The sequence below is a fragment of the Microbulbifer magnicolonia genome (assembly GCF_035117725.1).
GTDB lineage: Bacteria > Pseudomonadota > Gammaproteobacteria > Pseudomonadales > Cellvibrionaceae > Microbulbifer > Microbulbifer magnicolonia.
The window spans coordinates 929,870-952,506 of sequence record NZ_JAYEFD010000002.1 but is presented as its reverse complement, the minus strand read 5'-3'; the positions used below and the strand labels follow the sequence as shown (position 1 = coordinate 952,506).

Genomic DNA, 22,637 nt, shown 5'->3' with positions numbered 1-22,637 from the left:
GGGCGGGCGTCGGGATCGCCCTCCGTTAAAAGGCCGCGCGGTTGAGTTAACCGCCAACTTAAAAACCCTGCCAGCCCCGCGGTCTACACTTTCGTAAAGAAGCGTAGAAATAAGGCAGAGGTTTCAACGACATGTTCACCCCCAAAGCGCTGACCACTTTTATCGGCGCCGCCGCCCTCACCGCTCTGCCGCTGATGGGCCTCAGTGAAGGCGATTCCGCTCAGAACCTGGTTCCCGAAGCCTCTACCCGCCTGCCGTTGGAAGATCTGCGCAGTTTCGCCAAGGTGTTCGAACAGATTCGCCAGGGCTATATCGAAGAAGTGGACGACAGCACGCTGCTGGAATACGCGATCAAGGGCATGCTGCAGGGCCTGGACCCCCACTCGTCCTACCTGGACCGGGAATCCTTCGACGACCTGCAGGCCAACACCACCGGTGAATTCGCCGGCCTCGGCATCGAGGTGGGCCTGGAGAACAACCACATCACCGTCGTCACCCCGATGGATGACACCCCGGCGGCCCGCGCCGGCCTGAAGGCCGGCGACATCATCCTGCGCCTCGCCGGCAAATCCATGAGGGGGGTCAGCCTGGATGAGGCGGTGGAGCGCATGCGCGGGCCCATCGGCAGCAGCGTCACCCTGACCATCGCGCGCAAGGGCTACAAGGAGCCCTTCGACGTCACCCTGAAGCGCGACACGGTGCGCGTGCGCAGCGTACGCAGCAAGATCCTCGACGAGGGCTACGGCTACCTGCGCATCAGCCAGTTCCAGCTGGACACCGGCAACGACGTAGCGCGGGAAGTCCGCAAACTGCAGAAAAACGGTGAACTGAAAGGCCTGATCATCGACCTGCGCAACAATCCCGGCGGCGTCTTGCAGTCGTCGGTGGAAGTCGCCGACGCCTTTCTCGAGGAGGGCCTGGTGGTCTACACCGAGGGCCGCACCGAATCCTCCAACCTCAGCTACTCCGCCGAGCCCGGCGACCTGACCGAAGGCGCGCCGCTGGTAGTGCTGATCAACGAGGGCTCCGCCTCCGCGGCGGAAATCGTCGCCGGCGCCCTGCAGGACCACCGCCGCGCGGTGATCATGGGTACCGACAGCTTTGGCAAGGGCTCGGTACAGACGGTGATCCCGATCAACAGCGAACGCGCCATCAAACTCACCACCGCGCTCTACTTCACCCCCAACGGCCGCTCCATACAGGCCCAGGGCATAACGCCGGACATAGTGGTGGAGCGGGTCAAGATCACCCGCCTGCAGGAGCGCGCGCGCACCACCGAGGCCGATCTGGCCGGTCACCTCGGCAACGGCAATGGCGGCGAGGACCGCAATGCAGAGGACCGGGCGAAAGAGCAGGAAAACCGCGACGACTGGCTCGATCGCGACAACCAGATTTTCGAGGCCCTCAATGTGCTCAAGGGGCTGAACCTTTACGCCCAGCGGGACAGGGGACTGCGGGCGAGCGTCGCCCGCGCAGATTAGAATCTGCAGAAAAGGGCAGTGGCGTATTTACTCGCCCAGTGGCCCAGGTCACACGGGCGAGTGAACGCGCCCCTGCCGGCAGAAACCGCGCGATTTATGTGCGTGCCCGGTTTTTTGGAAGGTGGTTATGCTGCAGCATCGCGCCGGCGAACAGGGACAACCCATTCCCCTGCGCTCCGACCGTTTCTACAAACTGGGAGACGAGTGGTACTTCCAGATTCGCGGCGGCGCCTGTTTTGGCCCCTTCGCCTGCCGCAGCGAAGCGGCGCGCACGGCGCGACTTTTCTTTTGCCCACCCAGAGATTCCAGCGGCAATCCGACCGGTGCGGTAATCCACCCATTCGGCAGCCGGCCCGCCAAACAGCGGCAGAAAAACCACAACCTCTGAATTCCGTTAATCCCTCCCGCCTTCGCCGGGGATGATGGTATTCACAAGCGCATTTCTATACCCGCATCCCGCATAAAGGCCTTGGCCTCGGCGATCGTATACTCGCCGAAATGGAAAATACTCGCCGCCAGCACCGCATCGGCACCGCCTTCGAGCACCCCATCCACGAGGTGCTGCAGATTGCCGACGCCACCGGACGCGATCACCGGCACCGGCACCGCATCGGACACGGCGCGGGTCAGGGCCAGGTCGAAGCCGTTCTTGGTGCCGTCCCTGTCCATGCTCGTCAGCAGTATCTCCCCGGCACCGAGTTCCGCCATCCGTTTCGCCCAGGCGACGGCATCTATGCCGGTGGCCTGGCGCCCGCCGTGGGTGAAGATTTCCCACTTGCCTTCTGCCACCTGCTTGGCGTCTATGGCGACGACGATGCACTGGCTGCCGAAACGCTCGGCGGCCTCGCGCACGAATTCGGGATTTTTGACCGCAGCGGAATTGATCGCGGTCTTGTCGGCGCCCGCGTTCAGCAGGTTGCGGATGTCTTGCAGGGTGCGCACGCCGCCGCCCACGGTCAGCGGAATGAACACCTGCGCGGCCATCTTCTCGACCGTGAGCAGTGTGGTGTCGCGCTCCTCGTGCGTGGCGGTGATATCGAGGAAGGTGATCTCGTCGGCACCGGCCTCGTTGTAGCGGCGCGCGATTTCCACCGGGTCGCCGGCATCGCGGATATCGACAAAGTTAACGCCCTTCACCACGCGACCGGCATCGACGTCCAGGCAGGGGATGATTCTCTTGGCCAGTCCCATCTTCTCTTCCCCTTTACTGTTTCCAATCGTCGCACAGCCGCTGCGCCTCGCGCAGGTTCAGCTTGTCTTCGTAAATAGCGCGGCCGGTGATGGCGCCGGCAATTTTTTGGGAAGAGCCATCAGCTATTTTTTGAGAGTCTCCGGCCTCGAGCAACTGGCGGATATCATCGATGCTGCTGACACCGCCGGAGGCGATGATCTGCACCTGTACCGCGCGGGCCATTTCCAGCGTGGCCGGAATATTGACGCCCTGCATCATGCCGTCGCGGGCGATATCGGTGTAGACGATGGAACTCACCCCGCAGTCGGCAAACCGCTTGGCCAGCTCGGTGGCCTGCAACTCCGATACTTCCGCCCAACCCTCGGTGGCCACCAGGCCGTCCTTCGCGTCCAGGCCGACGATAATGTGCCCCTCGAACTCGCGGCAGGCCTCCTTAACCAGTCCGGGATTCTTTACCGCGGCGGTGCCGATGATGGCCCACTGCACACCCGCATCCAGATACTTCTCGATGGTGTGCAGATCGCGAATGCCGCCGCCGATCTGCACCGGCAGCCGCGGGAACTGCCGGGCGATTGCGGTGACCGCTTCATGGTTGACCGGATTGCCGGCGAAGGCGCCGTTCAGGTCGACCAGGTGCAGCCGCCTCGCGCCTTCGTCGACCCAGTGCTGCGCGGTGGCCAGCGGGTCGTCGGAGAATACGGTAGCGTCTTCCATCTCGCCCTGACGCAGGCGCACGCACTGGCCGTCTTTCAAGTCTATTGCGGGGATAACGATCATGGTCTGTCTTTTAATCGGCGGTGAAGTTAAATCTTTAAGTAGGAGCGGCGGGGCGGCCATCCGCCAGTGGCCGCGATCGATTTTTGCTGCGTAGCGAACATCGATCGCGGCCAACGGCCTCTCCTACAGAGTAATGCTCAGATTTTGCCGTTCCAGGCGACGAAGTTCTTCAGCAGCTGCAGGCCGGCATCGGCGCTCTTTTCCGGGTGAAACTGGGTCGCGAAAATATTCTCCCGGGACACCGCGGCGGCGAGCGATACGCCGTACCGTGTCTGCCCGGCGATATCCGCGTTGTCGTCGGCCGGCACATAGTAGCTGTGCACGAAATAGAAACGGCCGCCGTCCTCGATATCGCGCCACAGCGGATGCGCCCGTTTTTGCGCGACGCGGTTCCAGCCCATATGGGGAACCTTTAACCTCGAGCCGTCTTCGTGCAAATCGTTGCCGAAGAATTTCACCGGCTGCGGAAAGATATCCAGGCAGTCGACGCCGTTGTTCTCCTCGCTGCGGCGCATCATGATCTGCATGCCGACGCAGATGCCGAGCACCGGCAGGCCGGAGTCGATGGCATCTTTCAGCAAGGGGCCAAAGCCGGCCTCGACAAAGCCCGCCATGCAGTCGCGGATGGCACCCACGCCCGGCACCAGCAGGCGGTCGGCGCCCTGTGCCTGCGCTGGCGTAGTCGCGAGCACGACTTCCTCACCGGGCGCGACCTTGTGCAGGGCGCTGGCCACCGAGTGCAGATTGCCCATGCCGTAGTCGAGTACCGCGATTTTTTTCCTCGAAGCGGGCATCAGAGCACGCCCTTGGTGGACGGCATGGTACCCGCCATGCGCGGGTCCGGCGTCAGCGCCATGCGCAGCGCGCGGCCGAAGGCCTTGAACACCGTCTCCACCTGGTGGTGGGCGTTGTGACCGCGCAGGCAATCGATATGCAGGGTCACCAGGGCGTGATTCACGAAGCCCTGGAAGAATTCATAGAAGAGTTCGGTATCGAAATTGCCGATGCGCTTCTGGGTGAAGGGCACGTTCATCACCAGGCCGGGACGGCCGGAGAAATCGATCACCACCCTTGAGAGCGCCTCGTCCAGGGGTACATAGGCGTGGCCGTAGCGGGTCATGCCCTTCTTGTCGCCGAGCGCCTCGCTGATCGCCTTGCCGAGGGTGATGCCGATGTCCTCCACCGTGTGGTGATCGTCGATATGCACATCGCCGTCGCAGCTGATATCCAGATCGATCATGCCGTGGCGGGCGATCTGGTCGAGCATATGCTCGAGGAAGGGCACCCCGGTATCGAACTGGCCGCGGCCGTCGCCGTCCAGATTGACGCTGACAGCGATCTTGGTTTCCAGGGTGTCGCGGTTGACGCTGGCCTTGCGCATGGAGGGAAAGTCCTTCTTTCGGGCGATTAGACAGGAGGCGCGAATTATAGGACGAATGGCGCCCCCTGTGACCGGATAGTGACAGATGAAACTTGATTCGTAAGCGGAAGCCAATATCATACAGCCCATGGTCAATCACTCCCGCCAAAGATCCCGCTTCTGGGCCAGCCTGTTGCTGCTGCTTGCACTGCTCGCAGCCCAGCCGCTGTGGGCGGAGCACATCCACCTGAACGACGGCCAGGTGGAGCTGTGTGACCTGTGTTTCAACCATATGCCCGCCGCCCTCGGCAGCGACTTCCAGTTCGCCCAGCCGGCGCCGGCGGTACTCTACAGCATCCAGTCCGCGCCGGTTCCGCGCGACTGCCAGCCCGAGCGCCAAAACGCCCGCGGTCCCCCGGCTTACCTGCCACACAAATAAAAAACCGATCCGATCTTGAGTTTCGGCGTTTCGCCGCTGCGAAAAGCAGTGCGCGCGCCACTGTGACAGGTAAAAAAACCGTGAATAACCGCAATAAACTCGCGCTGGCCGTAGCCGGCGCGCTGACCGTTTCTGTTTCTGTTCAGGCCCAGTCAGAGCGCCTGGAAGAGGTCAACGTAACCGTTTCCCCCCTGGAAAAACCCGCCGACGCTGTGGCCGCACCGGTGTCCGTGCTGTCCGGCGATGCGCTGCGCCAGGAGGCCGCCGGCACTCTCGGTCAGACCCTCAACAGCGAACTGGGTGTCGCCAATGCCTCCTTCGGTGGCGGCGTCGGCCTGCCGGTGATCCGCGGCCAGAGCGCCAACCGGGTCAAGGTGCTGAGCGACAACCTGGATGTGGCCGATGCCTCCAATACCAGTTCCGATCACGCCGCCAGCATTGAACCCCTGCTGGCCGAGCGCATCGAGATTCTGCGCGGCCCCGCGGCGCTGCGCTACGGCAGCGGCGCCATCGGCGGCGTGGTCAACGTGATCGACGGCCGCATCCCTACGCGCGTGCCGGAAGAAGTCGAGGGCGCCGTGGAAATGCGCCACGACACCGCCAATGACCAGGATGCCGGCGTATTCCGCCTGGACGGCGGCGCGGGCCAGGTGGCTTGGTACCTGGACGGGGTATACCGCGAGAACGGCAACACCCAGATCCCGGGTCTGGCGATTCTCGAGCACGGTGAGCATGAGGAAGAGGAACACGAAGAAGAGGAGTTCAACACCGACGGCTACGTGGGGAACACCAACGCCCGCGCCAAGAGCGGCAGCGCCGGCCTGTCCTGGGTAACCGACAGCGGCTTTATCGGACTCTCCGTCAATCGCCTGGAGAATAACTACGGCATTCCCCTCGGCACGCACGAGCACCACCATGAGCACGAGCAAGAGCACGAAGATGAAGCGCTCGCCGGCGAAGATCACGTGGAAGAACACGGCCAGGAAGCCGTGCGTATCGACCTCGCCCAGACCCGCTATGACCTCAAGGGTGAACATCGCTTCGACGACAACTACTGGGACAAACTCAGCGTGCGTGTCGGCCACAACGACTACGAGCATGTTGAGCTGGAAGAGGGCGAACCCGGCACCCGCTTCACCAATGAAGCCTGGGAGAGCCGCGTCGAGCTGACCCACGATGCCGGCGGCGAGTGGCGTGGCGCCTACGGCCTGCAGCTGTCCGACAAGGACTTTGCCGCGGTCGGCGACGAGGCATTCATCCAGCCCAGCAACACCCGCGCTGCCGGCCTGTTTGCTATGAAAGAACGCACCTGGGGCGCCTGGCACCTGGATCTGGGCGGCCGCGTGGAACGCGTTGAGGTAGAGCCTGAGATTGCCGCCAGCCGCGACTTCAACCTGCTGGGCGTGAGCAGCACGCTGCAATACTTCCTCGCCGAGCACCAGCACCTGAGCTTCGGCGCTACCCACGCCGAGCGCGCGCCGGTAGCGGAAGAACTGTTTGCCGACGGCGCCCACCTGGCCGAAGCCCGCTACATCGAGGGCGAAGAGGATCTCGACAAAGAGAAATCCTTCAACCTGGAACTGGGTTATCACCACCACAACGAGGAAGCCAGTGGCTGGCATGCGGCGCGGGTGGAAGCCAACCTGTTCTACAACCACGTGACGGACTACATCTACGCTGCCAACACCGGCGAAGAAAACCTCGAGGAAGAACTGCCGGTCTATGCCTACAACAACCGCGATGCGGTGTTTTACGGCGCCGAGGCCTCGGTGCGCTTCCCCTTCGCCGGCGGCCATTACGTGGAGCTGTTCGGTGACAGCGTGCGCGCCAACTTCACCAGCGATCTGGAGCTGCATCACGACGAAGAAGAAGGCGAGCACGAGCATGAGCACGAAGAGGGCGAGGGCCGCGCATACAGCCGCGACGTACCGCGTATGCCGCCGCTGCGTGTTGGCCTGGCCCTGGGCGGAAGCTACGACCAGTGGAACTGGGAATGGCGCACCACCAAGGCTTCCGCTCAGGAACGCGCCGGTGCCTTTGAAGAGGAAACCGAAGGCTACACACGCATGGACCTGACCGCCCGCTACAACCTGAAAGTGGCCGGTAACGATGCCGTGCTGTTCGCCAGCGCTCGCAACCTGCTGGACGAAGAGATCCGTCACTCCACTTCCCTGCTGCGCGACTTCGCCCCGGAGATGGGCCGCAGCGTCGAAGCGGGCGTGCGGTTTATTTTCTGACCCTTTACTGCTTCAATTAGCCCACCGAGTGCCTCCGCCCATCCGGGCGGGGGCCGAATCTCCTACAATACCCGGATAACTTTCCGGTAGGAGCGGCGGGGCGGCCATCCGCCCCGCCGCTCCTACACATAAAACAGAGACTCATCCTCCATGGCCTGGTTAAAGCGCACCTTTGTCGCCCTTCTTGTCGTCTTCCTGCTGCTCGCCGGCGGCGTCGCCTGGCTGCTGGCGGGTCTCGACGTCAACAAGTACAAGCCGCAACTGGAACAGCTGGCGGCCAGGCAGGGCATCGCCCTCAAACTCGACGGCGATATCGGCTGGCAGCTGTGGCCGAATATCGCGCTGAAACTACAGGGTGTGCAGCTGGCCCCATTGCCGCAGCCGGAACAGCCACTGGTGCGCGCCGAGTCCATTTCCATCGGCGTGGCCCTGATGCCGCTTTTGAAGAAACGCATCGAGGCCCAGGAAATCGTCCTGATGGCGCCACAGATCGACCTGACTGTCGATGCGCAGGGCCGCGGCAACTGGGAACTGCTCACGGAGGCCATGGAGGCGCAGAAAAAGCGGGAGGAACGGCAACCGCCCAAACTGGAAGTCCCCGCAGAGCAGGCCGAGCAGGACCTGCACCTGACCCTGGAAAAGCTGCGCATCGAGGACGGCCGCCTGAGCTACCGCGATGCCAGCAACAACACCGAGTACGCGGTGGAACAGCTGCGGATGGCCGCCGACAACCTGGTGCCCGGCGGCGAACCGGGCCTGGTCCAGGCGAGCGCGCTGGTGAGCGGCAGCGCCCTCAAGCAGCCGGTTGCCATCGACCTCGATAGCACCCTGGCCCTGGATGAGGGCCTGAACGGCCTGCGCCTGCAACCGCTGCAACTGGACCTTTCCAGTGGCGAGGCCGCGGCGACCATCCACCTGCGCGGCCACGTGCGCCGCCGCGCCGCCGACCAGCCGTGGCAGATCCAGATGAACGTCAACGCCAACGCGGAGCCCCTGCGCCCGTGGCTCGCGGTCACCGGTACCGAACTGGCCACCCAGAGCGGCGCGGTGCTGCAGAAGCTGAGCCTGGAAACCAGCGTCGAGGGCACGGACAAGAAACTCGACCTGACGCCGCTGCAACTGCAACTGGACGACACCGTGTTCGCCGGCAGCGCCCAGCTGCGCAACGCCGACATGCCGGGACTGGACCTGACCCTGCGCGGCGGCGCGCTGGTGCTGGACGACTATCTGCCGCCGCCGGCTCCCGAGGCCGGAGAGGCTTCAATCCAGGGCGAGAAGCCGCAAGCTGAAACACCCGCGGCGCCGGCGGAACCCGTGCCGCTGCCGCTGACCGCGATGCGCGGCTTCAATGCCAACCTGGATCTGTCGCTCGAACAGCTGAATGCGGTCGACCTGCAGATGGACAGGCCGCAGCTGCAACTGACCATCGACAATGGCCTCTACCAGCTGCAGAAGCTGACGGCCGACCTCTACGGCGGCGAGCTGAGCAGCAATGGCCAGTTCAACGCCCGCGGCCAGTCCGCCGAGGCCGAGCTGAGCGGCGGCCTCGCCAATGTGGAAATTTCCAAGGTACAGCAGGCGCTGTTCCCGTCCGACAAGGTGCAGCTGTCCGGCAAGGCGAGCATCAACTGGGCGGCGCAGACCAGCGGCAGCGACACACTGCAACTGCGGGAAAAGCTGCGCGCGGCGGTGCAAGTGTCCAGCGACCAGCTGTCCCTGGCGCCCTTCAATCTGGAAAAGGGCATGTGCCAGCTGGTCAGCTACGCCGAGAAGACTCCGCTGGCGGAACGGGACTGGCCCGCCAGCACCCGCCTGCAGGACCTGCGCGCGAACATCGCCATCGAAGGCCACAAGGCCAAGATTCAGGAGGTGCTCGCGGGCGTGGAGAATATCGCCATGACCGGCGACGGCGAGATCGATCTGGACAAACAGGAATTCGACTTCGCCCTGGGATTAGCGCTGGTCGGCGAGCGTACCTCCGCCGACGGCTGCACCGTCAAGAACGACCGCTGGCGCAACCGCCCGCTGCCGCTGCGCTGCAAGGACAGTTTTGCCGACGCCGGCATCGACAGCTGCAAGCCCGACAGCCGCCGCCTCGACGACTTGGCGCGCGAAGAGCTCAAGCACAAGGCCGAGAAGAAGTACGGCGAGAAGGTGGAGAAAAAAGTCGACGAGCTGAAAGAGAAATTCAAGGGCCTGTTCAAGCGCGACTAGCCCGGGAGCGCCGAGCCCCAACTCGGCATTGCGGCCGCAAGGCCGCCCCCGGGAACGCGGAGCTGTTTTCCCAAATCGCGCTGAAGGCCGCAGCCCGGCAACGCGGCCACAAGGCCGCCCCCGGGAGCGCCGAGCCCCAGCTCGGCAACGCGGCCGGCAGATTTTTGCTCCTGCAAAATCTGCATTTCCGCTGGGCGGCACTCCACCATCCATGGCGGTCACAAACCGCCACTCCACAAGACCAGCAGTAAACCCCATGACCCCCAAGCAATTCCAACAAGCCGTTCTGACCTGGTTCGACCGGCACGGGCGCAAGGACCTGCCCTGGCAGCAGGACATCAATCCCTACCGGGTGTGGGTGTCGGAGATCATGCTGCAGCAGACCCAGGTCACGGCGGTGATCCCCTATTTCGAGCGTTTTATGGCCAGCTTCCCCACGCTGGCGAGCCTCGCACAGGCGCCTCTGGACCGCGTGCTGGCCCACTGGAGCGGACTCGGTTACTACGCCCGCGCGCGCAATCTGCACAAGTGTGCGCAGACTGTAGTAAGTGATTACTGCGGCGAATTTCCCCGCGACGTCGAAGCGCTGACCGCCCTGCCCGGTATCGGCCGCTCCACCGCCGGCGCGATCGCCAGTATCAGCATGGGCCTGAAGGCGCCGATCCTGGACGGCAACGTCAAACGGGTGCTGGCCCGACTGCACGCCGTCGCCGGCTGGCCCGGGCAGACCGCCGTGGCCAACAGGCTCTGGCAGCTGGCCGAGACCTATACCCCCGATCAGCGCGGCAACCACTACACCCAGGCGATGATGGATCTGGGCGCCACCGTCTGTACCCGCAGCAAACCCCGCTGCGGCGACTGCCCGCTGGCCGACGCCTGCGCGGCCCGCGCCCGGGGCAATCCACAGGGCTACCCCGGCAAGAAGCCCCGTGTGGAAAAGCCGGTGCGCAGCGCCACCATGCTGTTGCTCGAGCACGACGGTGACATCTACCTGGAACAGCGCCCGCCCAGCGGCATCTGGGGCGGCCTCTGGTGTCCGCCGCAACTGGACGAGGACGACGGCGGCGAGGCCAGTGCGCAGGAGTGGCTGGCGGTGCGCGACCTGCACGCGCAGCAGATCCAGACGCTGCCGCCAATGCGCCACACCTTCACCCACTTCCACTTCGACATCAGTCCGGTGTGGGTGCAGCTGCAGAATCTCCCCGCACAGGTGGCAGAGACTGGCGGTGGCTGGTATAAACTGCGCCGACTCAACCGCCCCCGCGCGGCGCAGGAACTGGGGCTGCCGGCTCCAGTCGTGAAACTGGCCAAGCAACTGCTGGCCCTGCAGGCACCGCTGCTGGCCGAATCCCCAGCCTCCTGATCCCCTGTAGGAGCGGCCGTTGGCCGCGATCGGTCTGTGGACAAAACCACCTCTGTTCGCGGCCAACGGCCGCTCCTACAGAAGGACAACCGACTCAACAATGGAGAAAGCCATGTCCAGAACCGTCTACTGCCGCAAGTATCAACAGGAACTGGAAGGCCTGAACGCGCCGCCCTTCCCCGGCCCCAAGGGCCAGGACATCTACGAGCACGTCTCCAAGCAGGCCTGGCAGGAATGGATGGAACACCAGACCATGCTGATCAACGAGAAGCGCCTGAACATGATGGAACCCTCCAGCCGCGCCTACCTGATGGACCAGATGCAGAAGTTTCTGAGCGGCGAGAGTTACGACGAAGCAGAGGGTTATGTACCGCCGGAAGAAGGTACAGACGACTAAAAAGTAAGCACTCACTGACAAGAAAACTATTTAGCAATCAAAGGCTTGACTCGGCTCCGGGGAGCAGGTTTAATACGCGCCTCGCCGCCGGGGACAGCCCGGCAGATAGCGAAGCCCAGATAGCTCAGTCGGTAGAGCAGGGGATTGAAAATCCCCGTGTCGGTGGTTCGATTCCGCCTCTGGGCACCATACAAAACAAGGCCTGCAAGCAACTGCGGGCCTTTTTTGCTTCTGCTGCCGTCACACTCCTGTCACACCAAAGCACAATAGATGACAATCTATTGCAAGTAGCCTAACCAAAGTGGAAAATTACCGGGACAAGGACAACAATAAGGACGAGGACATGGAGCCCAAGAAGCCTGAAATGCGTAAGTCATCTAATGACCGTCTTCGGGACGTTAAGCTGCTTGAGAAGTACTACGACATACACGGTGATGGCGTGTCAGCACTTCGTCTGGACAAAGCTTTAAGCTCCCCCAGATTCAAAATTGCCGTCCGTAAACTTTTTGACGCTGACCTCACAGCTAAAGATAAGCACCCACGGCGCACTTAATTAATGTCTGGTAGCGCAGGCCTACTCTTAATCGCAATAGCCGCGGCAGGCTATCGCTTTTCTACTTATTGCTACGCCCTCAAGTTCCGTGTAATTCGAGAGTCCGGACACCGCCTGTACCTAACGTCATTAACTGTCGGCCTCGTTTTTCTCTTCCCTGCATTGATACTTCTTCGAGTAACCGAGTGGGCTTGCTCCTTTGCAAGCAACTACTGCATAAAGATTTCTGAATTTGAATATACCGTCGCCTTATCCTTGTGGACCCTTGTCTTTGGATACCTATTTGCCTACGGATACAACAAATTCAAGAAGCACGCGAAAGCTGAAAATATCATCCGCGAATGGCGCAAGAACGACTTTGATTCTGTATACCTTCGCGCCCAACTTGATTTCAAGCCTCTTGCGGTTTCCTTAGATACAGGCAAGGTATACGTTGGCATGCCCGCCCTATCCCGAGAGCCAAGCTCAGAGAACAGCCACATCTCTATTCTCCCGATCTATAGCGGTTACCGAAAAGAAAAGAGCCTAAAGTTCGTCCTGGCAACTCGATACGAAGCCGTCGCCAAGCTGGTTAGCAGTGGAGCTGAGCATTCGGATGACGCAAAAGACTTCTATATGGCTTTCCCAAGAGAGCGTATTGTTAGTATCCATATCTTCAATGACCATCTATATAAGCAAGTAGACGCCACGTACCACCCCAAAAAGCCTAACGCAGTAAAAGACCTTCTGCGCCGCCTTCGTGAAACGAGCGAAGCGCGCGAGAGTTAGGGATTGGCCCGGTATTCAAAACTCTCATATCGGCAATTCGACCCAACACCGGGAACCTCCATATAACGACCCACAAGCCTTTGAACGCTTTTATTGTTCCACCCCAGGTGACCTGCTCCCCCCTTTCTAGTCCAGCCGGTACCTAGTAATGTTCATCACCAATGAGGACGATGAACATGAAGAAACGATTCACCGAAGAGCAGATCATCCCGATCCTGAAGGAGGCCGAGGCCGGCATCCCGGTCAAGGAACTCTGCCGCAAGTACAGCATCTCTGATGCCACCTTCTACACTTGGCGCAAAAAATACGGTGGTCTGGAGGTGGCTGAGGCCCGGCGACTCAAAGCACTCGAAGAGGAGAATGCCAACCTGAAGAAGCTGCTGGCGGAGTCCATGCTCAATCAGGAAGCGCTCAAGGCTGCACTCAACCGAAAGTACTAACCGTCGGGAGCAAGCGCGAGGCCGTGCGTACCATGCAGTCGGAAACGACTATCTCGGAGCGCATGGCCTGCTCACTCGTCGGATTATCCCGCGCATCGATGCGATACCAGCCCCGGAGTACCGAAACTCCCGAGTTGGCCGATCGTATCAAGGCAATCGCGCTAGAGCGGCGTCGCTTTGGCTATCGGAGAGTGCACCAGATGCTGCGCAGGGAGGGCCTGCAAGTGAATCATAAGAAGGTCTATCGGCTATACAGCGAGGCGGGACTGGGAGTTCGTAAGCGTAGGCGTCGCAAAGGGATTATGGTTGAACGGCAGCCCCTGCTACTGCCTGGGGCACCCAACCATACCTGGTCGATGGACTTCGTAATGGATGCCCTGGCCAGTGGCCGCCGCATCAAATGCCTGACAATCGTCGATGACTTCACTAAAGAGTGCCTCGACATCCCGGTCGCCAACGGCATATCGGGGCCACAGGTAGCGCGGACGCTAGATGCCATTGCCGCGTTTCGTGGCTACCCGAAGGCCATCAGGACGGATCAGGGGCCGGAGTTCACGAGACCAATGGGCATACCACAACGGCGTTGAACTAAAGCTGATACAGCCGGGAAAGCCGACGCAGAATGGCTACATCGAGAGCTTCAACGGCAAGTTTCGAGATGAGTGTTTCAACGAGCACTGGTTCCGCGACCTGGCACATGCCCGGGAGCTGATCAGCATATGGCGCCAGGATTACAACGAGCAGCGACCGCACTCATCGCTGGACTATCAGACACCGGCTGAGTTTGCTGCAGCGTTCCGAGCTAGTGAGAAAGAATCAACCAGCAAGGACATTACTAAGTCGCGGTTGGATTAAAAGATGTGGGCAGGTCAGGTAAGCTGTGACATGAAATAAAATCCAAATGAACGTTTTCAGATGATCATAGCTTAATTGGGTAAATTAGCTCTTCACAAAGCGCGCCGCATTACATTCGCCATCAATAGAACATGATTTCAAGGATGTCGACGGCTCCAGTAATTGCTTAGAGAGCACGTCCGGAACTACTCATAGCGAAACGGCTGTTGCCTTGAAATCGTCGTCTTAATACCCGAAGTTCTTTCCTCGTGTCATTTGACACTTTGAACCGCCACGGGTTTCGCGTACAACGAAATAGCTCAAGCCGACCATTTCACCGATCAAGTGATAAAAGGCCAATAAAAATTGACTCTGAAGTGTATCAAGTAGCGCAATCAGGCGACCACTTGCGGAGTAGTACACGCCTAAATTGGGCGGTTTGGCGAATACTAGGTTTATAAAGCCGATTGAAGCCGTATTAACGATACCTGCCTTTATCGCTCGTACTATCGTTAGCGCGCGTTTTAATCCACGAATTTACCTGATCTTCGAGCAAGTCAAGCGGTACCGCGCCGCTGGTGAGCACGATGTCGTGGAAGGCGCGCATGTCGAATTGGTCCCCCAGCGTCGCTTGAGCGGTTGCGCGTAGCATCTGGATCTGGCGCATGCCTACTTTGTACGCGGTAGCCTGTCCGGGATTGATGATGTAGCGCTCTACGGATTTAGCAATGTCGTCGGGTGCATTCGGAGTGTTTTCACTTAGCCACTGCTCAGCTCGTTGCCGGCTCCACTTTTTTTGGTGGATACCGGTGTCCACCACAAGCCGCGCAGCCCGCCATAACTCTGAGGCGAGACGGCCAAATTCCGCATAGGGATCTTGGTATAAACCCATTTCCGCCGCCAGTGACTCAGCATATAGGCCCCAGCCTTCGGTATAGGCGGTGTAATTTCCCTGACGACGGAAGCGGGGGATTCCCTGCATTTCCTGCGCCAGCGCCCGCTGCATATGATGCCCCGGAATGCCCTCATGATAGGCCAGTGCCGCCATCTGGTATTTCGGCATGCTCCGCATATTGTGCAGATTTACGTAAAAAATACCGGGGCGGGATCCATCTGTGGTGACCCGCTGGTAAAACGCCTTGCCGGCAGAAGCTTCACGAAAGGGTTCCACCGCCTTGACCACCAGAGGCGCCTGCGGCTTGCGGGTAAACAATTCATCCAACCGCCCCTCCATTTCTCCGATCAGGGCAGTGGCATCGGATATGTATTGTGCTCTCCCCTCAGCGGTCTGCGGATAATAGAACTGCGGATCGCTGCGCATGAACGCGAAGAACTCTGACATGTTCCCCGGGAATTTTATCTCGGTCATTACAGCCCGCATGGCGCGGTGAATGCGCGCAGTCTCCTGCAGGCCGATTTCGTGGATTTCGCTGGCACTCAAATCCGTCGTGGTAAAGCGGCGCAGGGCGAAACCGTAATAGTCGTCGCCATCGGGAAACTGCCAAGCCCCGCCATTCTCTTTGGCGTGCGGTGCACGTGAGTGCAGATAGCCGATGAGTTTGCGATAGGCGGGCGCAACGCGGAAAGCAAGAACATCCTCGGCCCGATTTAGCAGCCGGCTTTTTTGTTCAGCCGAAAGGTCGAGCTTGTCAACCTTGCCACGAAAATCGGCCAGCAGCGGACTATCGCTGCCCGGAGAGAAGGGAGCACCGTGTAGCATGTTTTCGCTATCACGAATTGCATGGGCAAAGGCAAAACGCGGCGCAATGATGCCGAGTTCTGCCCTCCTCTCCAGCTGCTGGATAATCTGATCGAAATATTCCGGTAGTGCGTGCATGCGCGCAATATACGCATCGGCATCACTCAGGGTGTCGATGCTGTGCTGCACGATCAGTACCGTGGACACTCGCGAGCGGGTACCGTACATGGTATTGAGAAAATAATTGTGATGGCGCCAGCGGTAGCCTTCGATCTCCGTTTCGAGACTGTGCATCGCCAGAGTCAGGCTTAGACGTGTGGCGTCATCCAAGCGCTGCGGGTCTATGGTTTTGAGTATTTGCAGTTGGCGCTGATACAGCGCCAATGACTCTGCCTGATACGGGGCTGAGAGATCATCCCAGTGAGCGTAATCGTTCTTGATTCCCAGAAATGTCTGCTGCTCTGGGCTGCGTGCCAACCGCTGCTGGAAAAACTCTTCGAACAGCCGATTGGTGTGTGCGACCAGTGCCTCGTCGTGCGCGGCCGTCTGCGCTTCGGCTGCCTGCAGTGGCGCAATTGCCACAGCGGGCAACCACAAGTTTCCGACAGCCAACATCAGGACGGCGGCGGCGAGTAGTGTGCGCCGGGGTGCGGACTTCATCAATCGGGGTCGCATGGTGTAACTACCGGCAGCTGGATACTGCACGGATATTCTGGCCCCAGGTGGATACGGTTTGTCGCTACCCGCACGTTTTCTACCGCGCCCTCGGGATCACCGCTATTTGGGTTCACATCGAAGTGCGGAAAGTTACTACTGGAAATATCCACGCGCACGCGGTGACCCTTGCGGAACAGGTTACTGGTGGCAAACGCCTCTATGGTAACGGGATAAACACTTCCCTCCTGCATGAACACCTGGCGATCCCAACCCTCGCGATAGCGCATGCGGAAAATACCATCGGTGATGTTCATGGCGTAGCCCTGCGGATAATCCGCATTGGGCGGATAGCGGTCAATCAGCTTAAAGGTGAAATCCGTATCCGGGCAATCGGAGGACACCCAGAGTTTCACCGCGACCGGTCCGGTAACGATCAAGTCTTCGCGCAGCGGCTCCGACATGAACACCAGTACGTCGTCGCGCTGGTCCAGCCGCAGCTGCAAACTGTCGTCCGCGGCAAACCGGCCCGGTGCCGCGTCCTGGTCAAAGGCGCCGCCGTACATCACCGGCTCGCCAGAGGTGAGCGCGCCACCGCACGTGGGCACCGGATCCCGCGGGTCGAAACGGTATTCGAGCACACAGGTCTGCGCCTGTTGGCCATCCTGCGAAAGGTCACCGTTGGCACTCAGGTAGAATTCCAGCAGCTGGGTCTGTGCCGGTGGCCAGGTGTCGGCGGTACGCCAGCAGCCGCCGTGCTGCAGATGCCCGGCACTATTGCGATCGCCGCTGCCACCGCCCATTTGGAAATAAGTTACCGGCGCAGCAAACGGATCCCGTACCTGCTCGTCGCACTTAAGCCAACGATCGAACCAGGCCAGCCGCATGCAGCGGTAGTCCTCGGCGATATTGCCGTCCAGGGTGGACTGCGGGCCGAAATCGACATCGCCAGCATGGGTCACCGAGCGGTTGCCGTGGGTCCAGGGGCCCATCAGCAAGCGCACCGGGGACTGCTTGCGCTGAGACAAACCGAGATAATTCGTTAAACAGGTGACCACGTATGGGTCGTACCAGCTGCCGACGATAGCGGTGGGCACATCAGGAAACTCGTCGTAGTACCCCTCTGCATACAACCCGGGGCGCTTCCAGTACTCGTCCAGTGTGCCGTGCTGCCACAGCTCGAACAGGTATGCCTCGTACTCTGGCGCCGCGCGAAGCAGCGAGTACCCCGGGCGCCAGGGCATTTCGCAGAACCACTTGTGGATATTTTCGCGCTCGAGCGCCGCTTTGCGCTGTGGGTCGGCCTGGGTTTTCGGGCTAACCAGTGCGTGACGGTAGGCCCAGGTCGCCTGCTTTAGCTCGTAGGCGCCGCCGCGGCGGATACCACCGTGGAACGCACTGGAAAAGCCGCCGGAGTCCATGAACATGCACGCCAGCCCGGGAGGATTCAGGCTCGCCAGCGCGCACTGGGTGTGGGCACCGTAAGACAGTCCCATGGTGCCGATGTGACCGTTGCACCAGGGCTGATCTACCAGCCAGCACAGCGTGTCGTAACCGTCCTCGGCTTCGTTGATATATTTGGTAAACACTCCTTCGGACTGGTAGCGGCCGCGGCAATCCTGCATCACCACCACATAGCCGTGGCCGGCAAAAAATGCGGCGAGTTCGGCGCGGGTGATAGGATCGGGCTCACGCAGGCTTTTTTCCGCGCGGCTAATTCCAGACTTGTTGTAGGGCGTGCGCTCCATGATGACGGGCAGCGGCGCCGTCACCACCTGACCGTCGTGCACCGGGCGATAAATATCCGTCGCCAGGCGCACTCCATCGCGCATGGTCACCATGACATCGCGCTGCACCACAAAGGCGTTGCGGTTCTCTATTTCCTGCTGCGCTACTTCCAGCATGAACCTGAATCCTTATTGTTTTACATCAGTAGCCGATTGCAACGGCAAAAATGAGTAGAGCCGATGCCACCGCAATAAACAGCAGCCACAGCGGGAAAATGAATTTTGCCCATTCGCCCCAGCCTACGCGCGCGGTGGCGAGATAGGCCAGCAAGGTTCCAGAAGTGGGCGTGAGCATGTTGGTAATACCATTGCCGAACAGGAACGCGAGTACCGTGGTCTGCGGCTGCACCCCGGCGAGCTGTCCCAGCGGGCCCATGATCGGCATGCTCACCGCCGCCTGCCCCGAGGTGGACGGGATCAGAAAGTCCAGTAACAGCTGGCTGGCGAACATGCTGACCGCGGCGACGGTGGCGCCACCGTCGCCGATCAGGGTGCTGAGGCCATGTACGATGGCGTCCAGCACCTGGCCCTGCTGCAGGGTGATCGCCACTGCCGAGGCCACACCGATCAGCACCGCCGCCATCAATACCTTTTTCATCCCGCGGACAAAGGCCTCTGCGGCTTCACTGGCCCCGAGCCCGGCCACGGCTGCCAGCGCAATACTCAGGCCGATGTAATAAGCCGACAGTTCACGGTGGTGCCACTGCCAGTGATTGGCACCGAACACCAGGAATGCAATACCAGCGACCAGCACCAGCAGGGTTACGCTCTGGCGCCCGCTCAGCGGCTGAGCAAGAAATGTAAAGGTTGCATCCGCGCGGAAGCCGCTGCGGCGAATGGCCAGCAGTACAAAAGCGATGCCTAGGGTGAGGAACACCAGGAAAAATGCGAAACGCAGGCCGGCACCACTGAACACCTGCACCCCCACCAGGGGCTGCGCGATGGACAACGGCAGCGGGTTCGTGACGGAGGACAGGTAACCCGCTTTGACGGCCACGGTCACAATGGCGAGGCCGATGAGGTTCGACAGCCCCAGGCGATTTGCCAAGGCCACCATCAGTGGAATCACCAGCAGGTATTCGGAGGCGAGGCCGAGGAAGGTACTGCCGGCACCGAACACCATCATCAGTAGGCTCACCAGCACGTAGACATTACCGCGCACCAGCGCCAGCAGGCGCTCCATTCCCAGCTCCACCGCGCCGGAATGATTCAGGATCCCGAACATACCGCCGATGATCAGCACCATGAAGATCAGGCCCGCGGTCTTTTCCAGCCCCGCGGGAATTGTCATCGCCGCATCGATCAGGCTGACCGGCTGCGCCCGCCCGGGCACTGCATCCGCGGGCAGGCTGAACAGCTGCATAAATGACGCGTCTTTCTCCAGTGTGCGGTAACTGCCCGGCACTACCAGTTTGCCGTCGCGTTCGTAAATTCCTGACTCGACCACATAAGTCAGGCCGGTGGCGAGCAACAGGATCCCGAGCAAAACCACGATCGGGTTGGTGCCGCGCCGCCGGGCTTCGGCCGCGGGCGCAGCCTCTTTGTCGACGTGGGTGTTTACAGCAGTTTCGATGGACATAACGCTTTCCGGAAACTCGACGCAGACGGTGCGGGCACTCGGCCCGCACCGTCCGGGACTTAACTATCGAAGGAGTAGTTCACCTGCATATACAGGAATCGACCCACCGGGTTGTAGGTGTTCTGGTCGAAGTTGATATTCAGGTTGGTGAGTGACACCGGCGGCTGCTTGTCGGTCAAGTTGTTGATGCCCACCTTCAAGTTCAGGTTGTCCTGCACGTCGTAGCTGCCGGAAACGTTGTGGTAAATCACCGCCGGAATACCGTAGCTCTCGTCGGCCACGCTCTCCTCGGTGGTACCGATGTAGCGTGCGGTGTAGCTGGCGCTCCACTTGTCCGCACTGAGCTTCGCGCTCAGGCTCGCGCGCCACTCGGGGAAGGATTCCCGCGAGGCCGCGGTGCCCACTTTGTCTTCAACCAGGATGCTGCCATCCGGCAGCGTCGATTCCTGGGTGAGGTCCAGCAGCCTTGAGGCATTGAAGGTCAGGTCGAGGCCGCCGAGCGCGGTTTCCATACCGTAGCGGGCCACCAGATCCATACCTTTCACTTCGGTGCGGTTCAGGTTGATGGGGCCGTCGACGATATTCAGGATCTCGCCGTTGGCGGCGCGGCTGACGTAGTCACAGCGCTGACCCGTAGTGGCACACAGCTCCAGCAGGTTCTGTGCACCGAACGTGCTGATAGTGTCGTCAATGGCGATGCCGTACCAGTCCAGGGTCAGGCTTGCACCCTCGAGGTAAGACGGGGTGTACACCAGGCCGAACGAGGTATTCTCTGAGGTCTCCGGTTGCAAGTTGCGGTTGCCGCCTACTTCGCCGGGCACGTTCGGGCCCTGCTGCACGTAGCTGTCCGGCACTGCCGCACAGCCGACCAGGCCTTCGCCACCGCCATTACAGGGATCGTTGACCGGCAGGAAGGTACTGCGGGCACCCTCGAACATTTCGAGGATCGACGGCGCACGGAAGCCCTGCGCCCAAGTGCCGCGCAGCAGCAAGTCGTCCACCGGGCGGTAGGCCAGTCCCACCTTGCTGTTGGTGGTATCGCCGAAGGTGCTGTAGTCGGAGTAACGGGTGGCCAGGTCCAGGGTCAGGTCCTGTACCAACGACATACCTCGCAGCAGCGGCACGCTCAACTCCGCATACACCTCACCCAGGTTGTACTCACCCATGGTGCCGTCGCGCGGCGCGGAGGTGGTGGTCTGGTAACTGTTCACCCGCGGGTCTGCCTGCACATAACTGTCGGGACGGTCCTCGCCGGATTCCTCGCGGTACTCCACACCCGCGGCAAAGGCCACTTCGCCAGCCGGCAGCGTAAACAGGTCGCCGGTCACGTTGAAGGTGAAGTCGCGCTGCTCCGCACTGTTGCGGTCGCGTCCGGTAAAGTTGATGTAGTCCACCATCTCGCCGGTGAGCGGCTCGAACAGGTTGACCGGCACACAGCCCGCGGCGATGTCAGCAATATCGCCGCCAATCGCGCTGGTGTCGCAGGCACGCAGGCCGAGGGCCAGGCGGTCCAGGTCGATCTGGTTATAGGAAATGAAATCCGCCTCATTCTGGGCCCAGGACACAAACGCGTCCCAGCTCCAGCCGTTGCGGAGCTCGCCTTCGAGGCCGGCGGCCAGGCGCAGTGTGTCCACTTCCTGCGCATTGCGGCGCTGGCCCACATCGTCGAAGTAGTTGTCGACACGGAAGTCGCTGCCAGAGAACTCAACCCCGAATGGATTTACCAGCGGATCGTTGGCAATTACGAAACCGCGGCTGCCGCGGATAACCGGCGGTGCCGAGGAGAACAGCTGATCGGACTCGCGGCGGTTGTACAGCGCCTCCACGGAAAATTCGATGTTGTCGGTAAGCTCGGTGCGGTTGCGCGCGAACACGGAAGTGCGCTGCAGCGGGCCCACCACATAGTTGTTGTAGTAGCGGTTGAACTGGTCCGCTTCGGCATCCACCGCGCGCCAGCTGGCCGGAACGCTGCCATCGCTGCCCGGGTCGCGGGTGACACCTGCGGAGGCATACCCATCGAGCACACTCGCAAGGTTGCTCTCGCGGAACACGCCTTCGATGGTACCGGCGGAGAGGCCGTTCAGCGGCACCGCAGTCAGCTCGCGGTCCTGGGTGAAAATAGGTTTCTGGTCGGTGTGGCTCACCGCAACCATCAGGTTGCCGCCGTCGTAGTTGGTGCCCCACAGATAGTCGAGGCTAGCGGTCTCGCGGTCGCCCTCGCCAGCGGCGCCGTAGTAAACCTTGAGGTCAGCGCCATCGTAATCGCGATAGGTGTGAATGTTTACTACCCCGGCAATGGCATCGGCACCGTAGACCGCGGTGGCACCGTCCTGCAGCACTTCAACGCGTTCGACGATGGCTTGGGGAATGGTGTTCAGGTCGACGAAATCGCGGAAACCGCGTGTGCCGGCCCCGTTCACCCAACGGTGACCGTCAACCAGCACCAGGCTGCGGTTCTCACCTAGGTTGCGCAGGTTCAGACTGCTGGAGCCGTGACTGGTACCGGCAGAGCCGTTGCCATTCAGGCTGGAGCCTACCGAGGGTAATTCCTGCAAGGTTTCACCGATGGAAACGGAACCGCTCACCCGCAGGTCGTCGGCGCTCAGTGTCTGCACTGGGCTGGTAACTACTTCATCGCTGCGCTTGATGCGGGAACCCACCACAGCAACTTCTTCAATTTCACTCGCGCCCCGCTGGTTCTGGGCGATAACCGGTGAGGAAAGGATTCCGAGAGCGACAGCGGCGACCACAGCACTGATGGGTGTGCGTACAAATGGATGATGCATAAATATCCCCTTGCCAAGCGCAGTGCCACGGTGGGCCTGCATCGAACGGCACTTATTAGAGTTAATCGGGCTTACTG

16 protein-coding genes, 1 tRNA gene and 1 pseudogene are annotated in these 22,637 nt (G+C 61.0%); 10 read left to right on the top strand and 8 right to left on the bottom strand.

Going from position 1 to position 22,637, the window contains the following annotated elements:
- The first annotated feature begins 131 nt into the window (after positions 1-131).
- A complete protein-coding gene (locus tag RRF64_RS13465; protein WP_323846407.1) occupies positions 132-1,481 on the top strand; it encodes a S41 family peptidase in 1,350 nt (449 codons plus the stop codon).
- 127 nt (positions 1,482-1,608) lie between these two features.
- Entirely contained in the window at positions 1,609-1,869 is a 261-nt protein-coding gene (locus RRF64_RS13460) for a DUF6316 family protein (RefSeq protein WP_323846406.1), read from the top strand.
- A 41-nt stretch (positions 1,870-1,910) separates the two neighbouring features.
- Here RRF64_RS13460 and hisF read toward each other — a convergent pair whose 3' ends face one another.
- The 4 genes from hisF to hisB form a co-directional block, all read right to left on the bottom strand.
- Positions 1,911-2,672 carry an imidazole glycerol phosphate synthase subunit HisF gene (gene hisF, locus RRF64_RS13455; protein ID WP_323846405.1) on the bottom strand — a complete coding sequence of 254 codons (762 nt, stop codon included), beginning with the start codon at positions 2,670-2,672 and terminating at the stop codon, positions 1,911-1,913.
- Positions 2,673-2,685: 13 nt separating this feature from the next.
- Positions 2,686-3,450, bottom strand: coding sequence for a 1-(5-phosphoribosyl)-5-[(5-phosphoribosylamino)methylideneamino]imidazole-4-carboxamide isomerase (hisA, locus tag RRF64_RS13450; RefSeq protein WP_323846404.1), 765 nt, complete (start codon positions 3,448-3,450; stop codon positions 2,686-2,688).
- A 137-nt stretch (positions 3,451-3,587) separates the two neighbouring features.
- Positions 3,588-4,244 carry an imidazole glycerol phosphate synthase subunit HisH gene (hisH, locus tag RRF64_RS13445; RefSeq protein ID WP_323846403.1) on the bottom strand — a complete coding sequence of 219 codons (657 nt, stop codon included), beginning with the start codon at positions 4,242-4,244 and terminating at the stop codon, positions 3,588-3,590.
- Positions 4,244-4,831 (bottom strand): imidazoleglycerol-phosphate dehydratase HisB, encoded by a 588-nt coding sequence (hisB, locus tag RRF64_RS13440; RefSeq protein WP_323846402.1) that lies wholly within the window; start codon positions 4,829-4,831, stop codon positions 4,244-4,246. The genes hisH and hisB overlap by 1 nt, the downstream gene beginning before the upstream one ends.
- Positions 4,832-4,958: 127 nt before the next feature.
- Between hisB and RRF64_RS13435 the strand changes: the two genes are divergently transcribed.
- The 8 genes and pseudogenes from RRF64_RS13435 (at position 4,959) to RRF64_RS13400 (ending at position 14,076) form a co-directional block, all read left to right on the top strand.
- A complete protein-coding gene (locus tag RRF64_RS13435) occupies positions 4,959-5,249 on the top strand; it encodes a hypothetical protein (RefSeq protein ID WP_323846401.1) in 291 nt (96 codons plus the stop codon).
- An 80-nt stretch (positions 5,250-5,329) separates the two neighbouring features.
- On the top strand, positions 5,330-7,486 hold the full coding sequence (locus RRF64_RS13430) for a TonB-dependent receptor (RefSeq protein WP_323846400.1): 2,157 nt from the start codon (positions 5,330-5,332) through the stop codon (positions 7,484-7,486).
- Positions 7,487-7,636: 150 nt separating this feature from the next.
- On the top strand, positions 7,637-9,700 hold the full coding sequence (locus RRF64_RS13425) for an AsmA family protein (RefSeq protein WP_323846399.1): 2,064 nt from the start codon (positions 7,637-7,639) through the stop codon (positions 9,698-9,700).
- Between the two features lie 256 nt (positions 9,701-9,956).
- A complete protein-coding gene (gene mutY / locus RRF64_RS13420) occupies positions 9,957-11,063 on the top strand; it encodes an A/G-specific adenine glycosylase (protein WP_323846398.1) in 1,107 nt (368 codons plus the stop codon).
- A gap of 112 nt (positions 11,064-11,175) precedes the next feature.
- A complete protein-coding gene (locus RRF64_RS13415) occupies positions 11,176-11,460 on the top strand; it encodes an oxidative damage protection protein (protein ID WP_323846397.1) in 285 nt (94 codons plus the stop codon).
- 113 nt (positions 11,461-11,573) lie between these two features.
- Positions 11,574-11,649: transfer RNA gene (locus RRF64_RS13410), tRNA-Phe, on the top strand.
- A gap of 367 nt (positions 11,650-12,016) precedes the next feature.
- Positions 12,017-12,781 carry a hypothetical protein gene (locus RRF64_RS13405; RefSeq protein WP_323846396.1) on the top strand — a complete coding sequence of 255 codons (765 nt, stop codon included), beginning with the start codon at positions 12,017-12,019 and terminating at the stop codon, positions 12,779-12,781.
- Positions 12,782-12,957: 176 nt separating this feature from the next.
- Positions 12,958-14,076: pseudogene (locus tag RRF64_RS13400) on the top strand (IS3 family transposase).
- A gap of 457 nt (positions 14,077-14,533) precedes the next feature.
- Here RRF64_RS13400 and RRF64_RS13395 read toward each other — a convergent pair.
- From RRF64_RS13395 to RRF64_RS13380, 4 genes are read right to left on the bottom strand one after another with little or no spacing between them, the layout of a single operon-like run.
- Positions 14,534-16,414, bottom strand: coding sequence for a DUF885 domain-containing protein (locus tag RRF64_RS13395; protein WP_323846701.1), 1,881 nt, complete (start codon positions 16,412-16,414; stop codon positions 14,534-14,536).
- Complete coding sequence (locus tag RRF64_RS13390; protein WP_323846395.1) at positions 16,414-18,312, bottom strand: CocE/NonD family hydrolase; 1,899 nt, start codon at positions 18,310-18,312, stop codon at positions 16,414-16,416. The genes RRF64_RS13395 and RRF64_RS13390 overlap by 1 nt, the downstream gene beginning before the upstream one ends.
- Before the next feature lie 25 nt (positions 18,313-18,337).
- Positions 18,338-19,774, bottom strand: coding sequence for a YfcC family protein (locus tag RRF64_RS13385; RefSeq protein WP_323846394.1), 1,437 nt, complete (start codon positions 19,772-19,774; stop codon positions 18,338-18,340).
- A gap of 59 nt (positions 19,775-19,833) precedes the next feature.
- Complete coding sequence (locus tag RRF64_RS13380) at positions 19,834-22,560, bottom strand: TonB-dependent receptor (RefSeq protein WP_323846393.1); 2,727 nt, start codon at positions 22,558-22,560, stop codon at positions 19,834-19,836.
- Between the last annotated feature and the right edge of the window lie 77 nt (positions 22,561-22,637).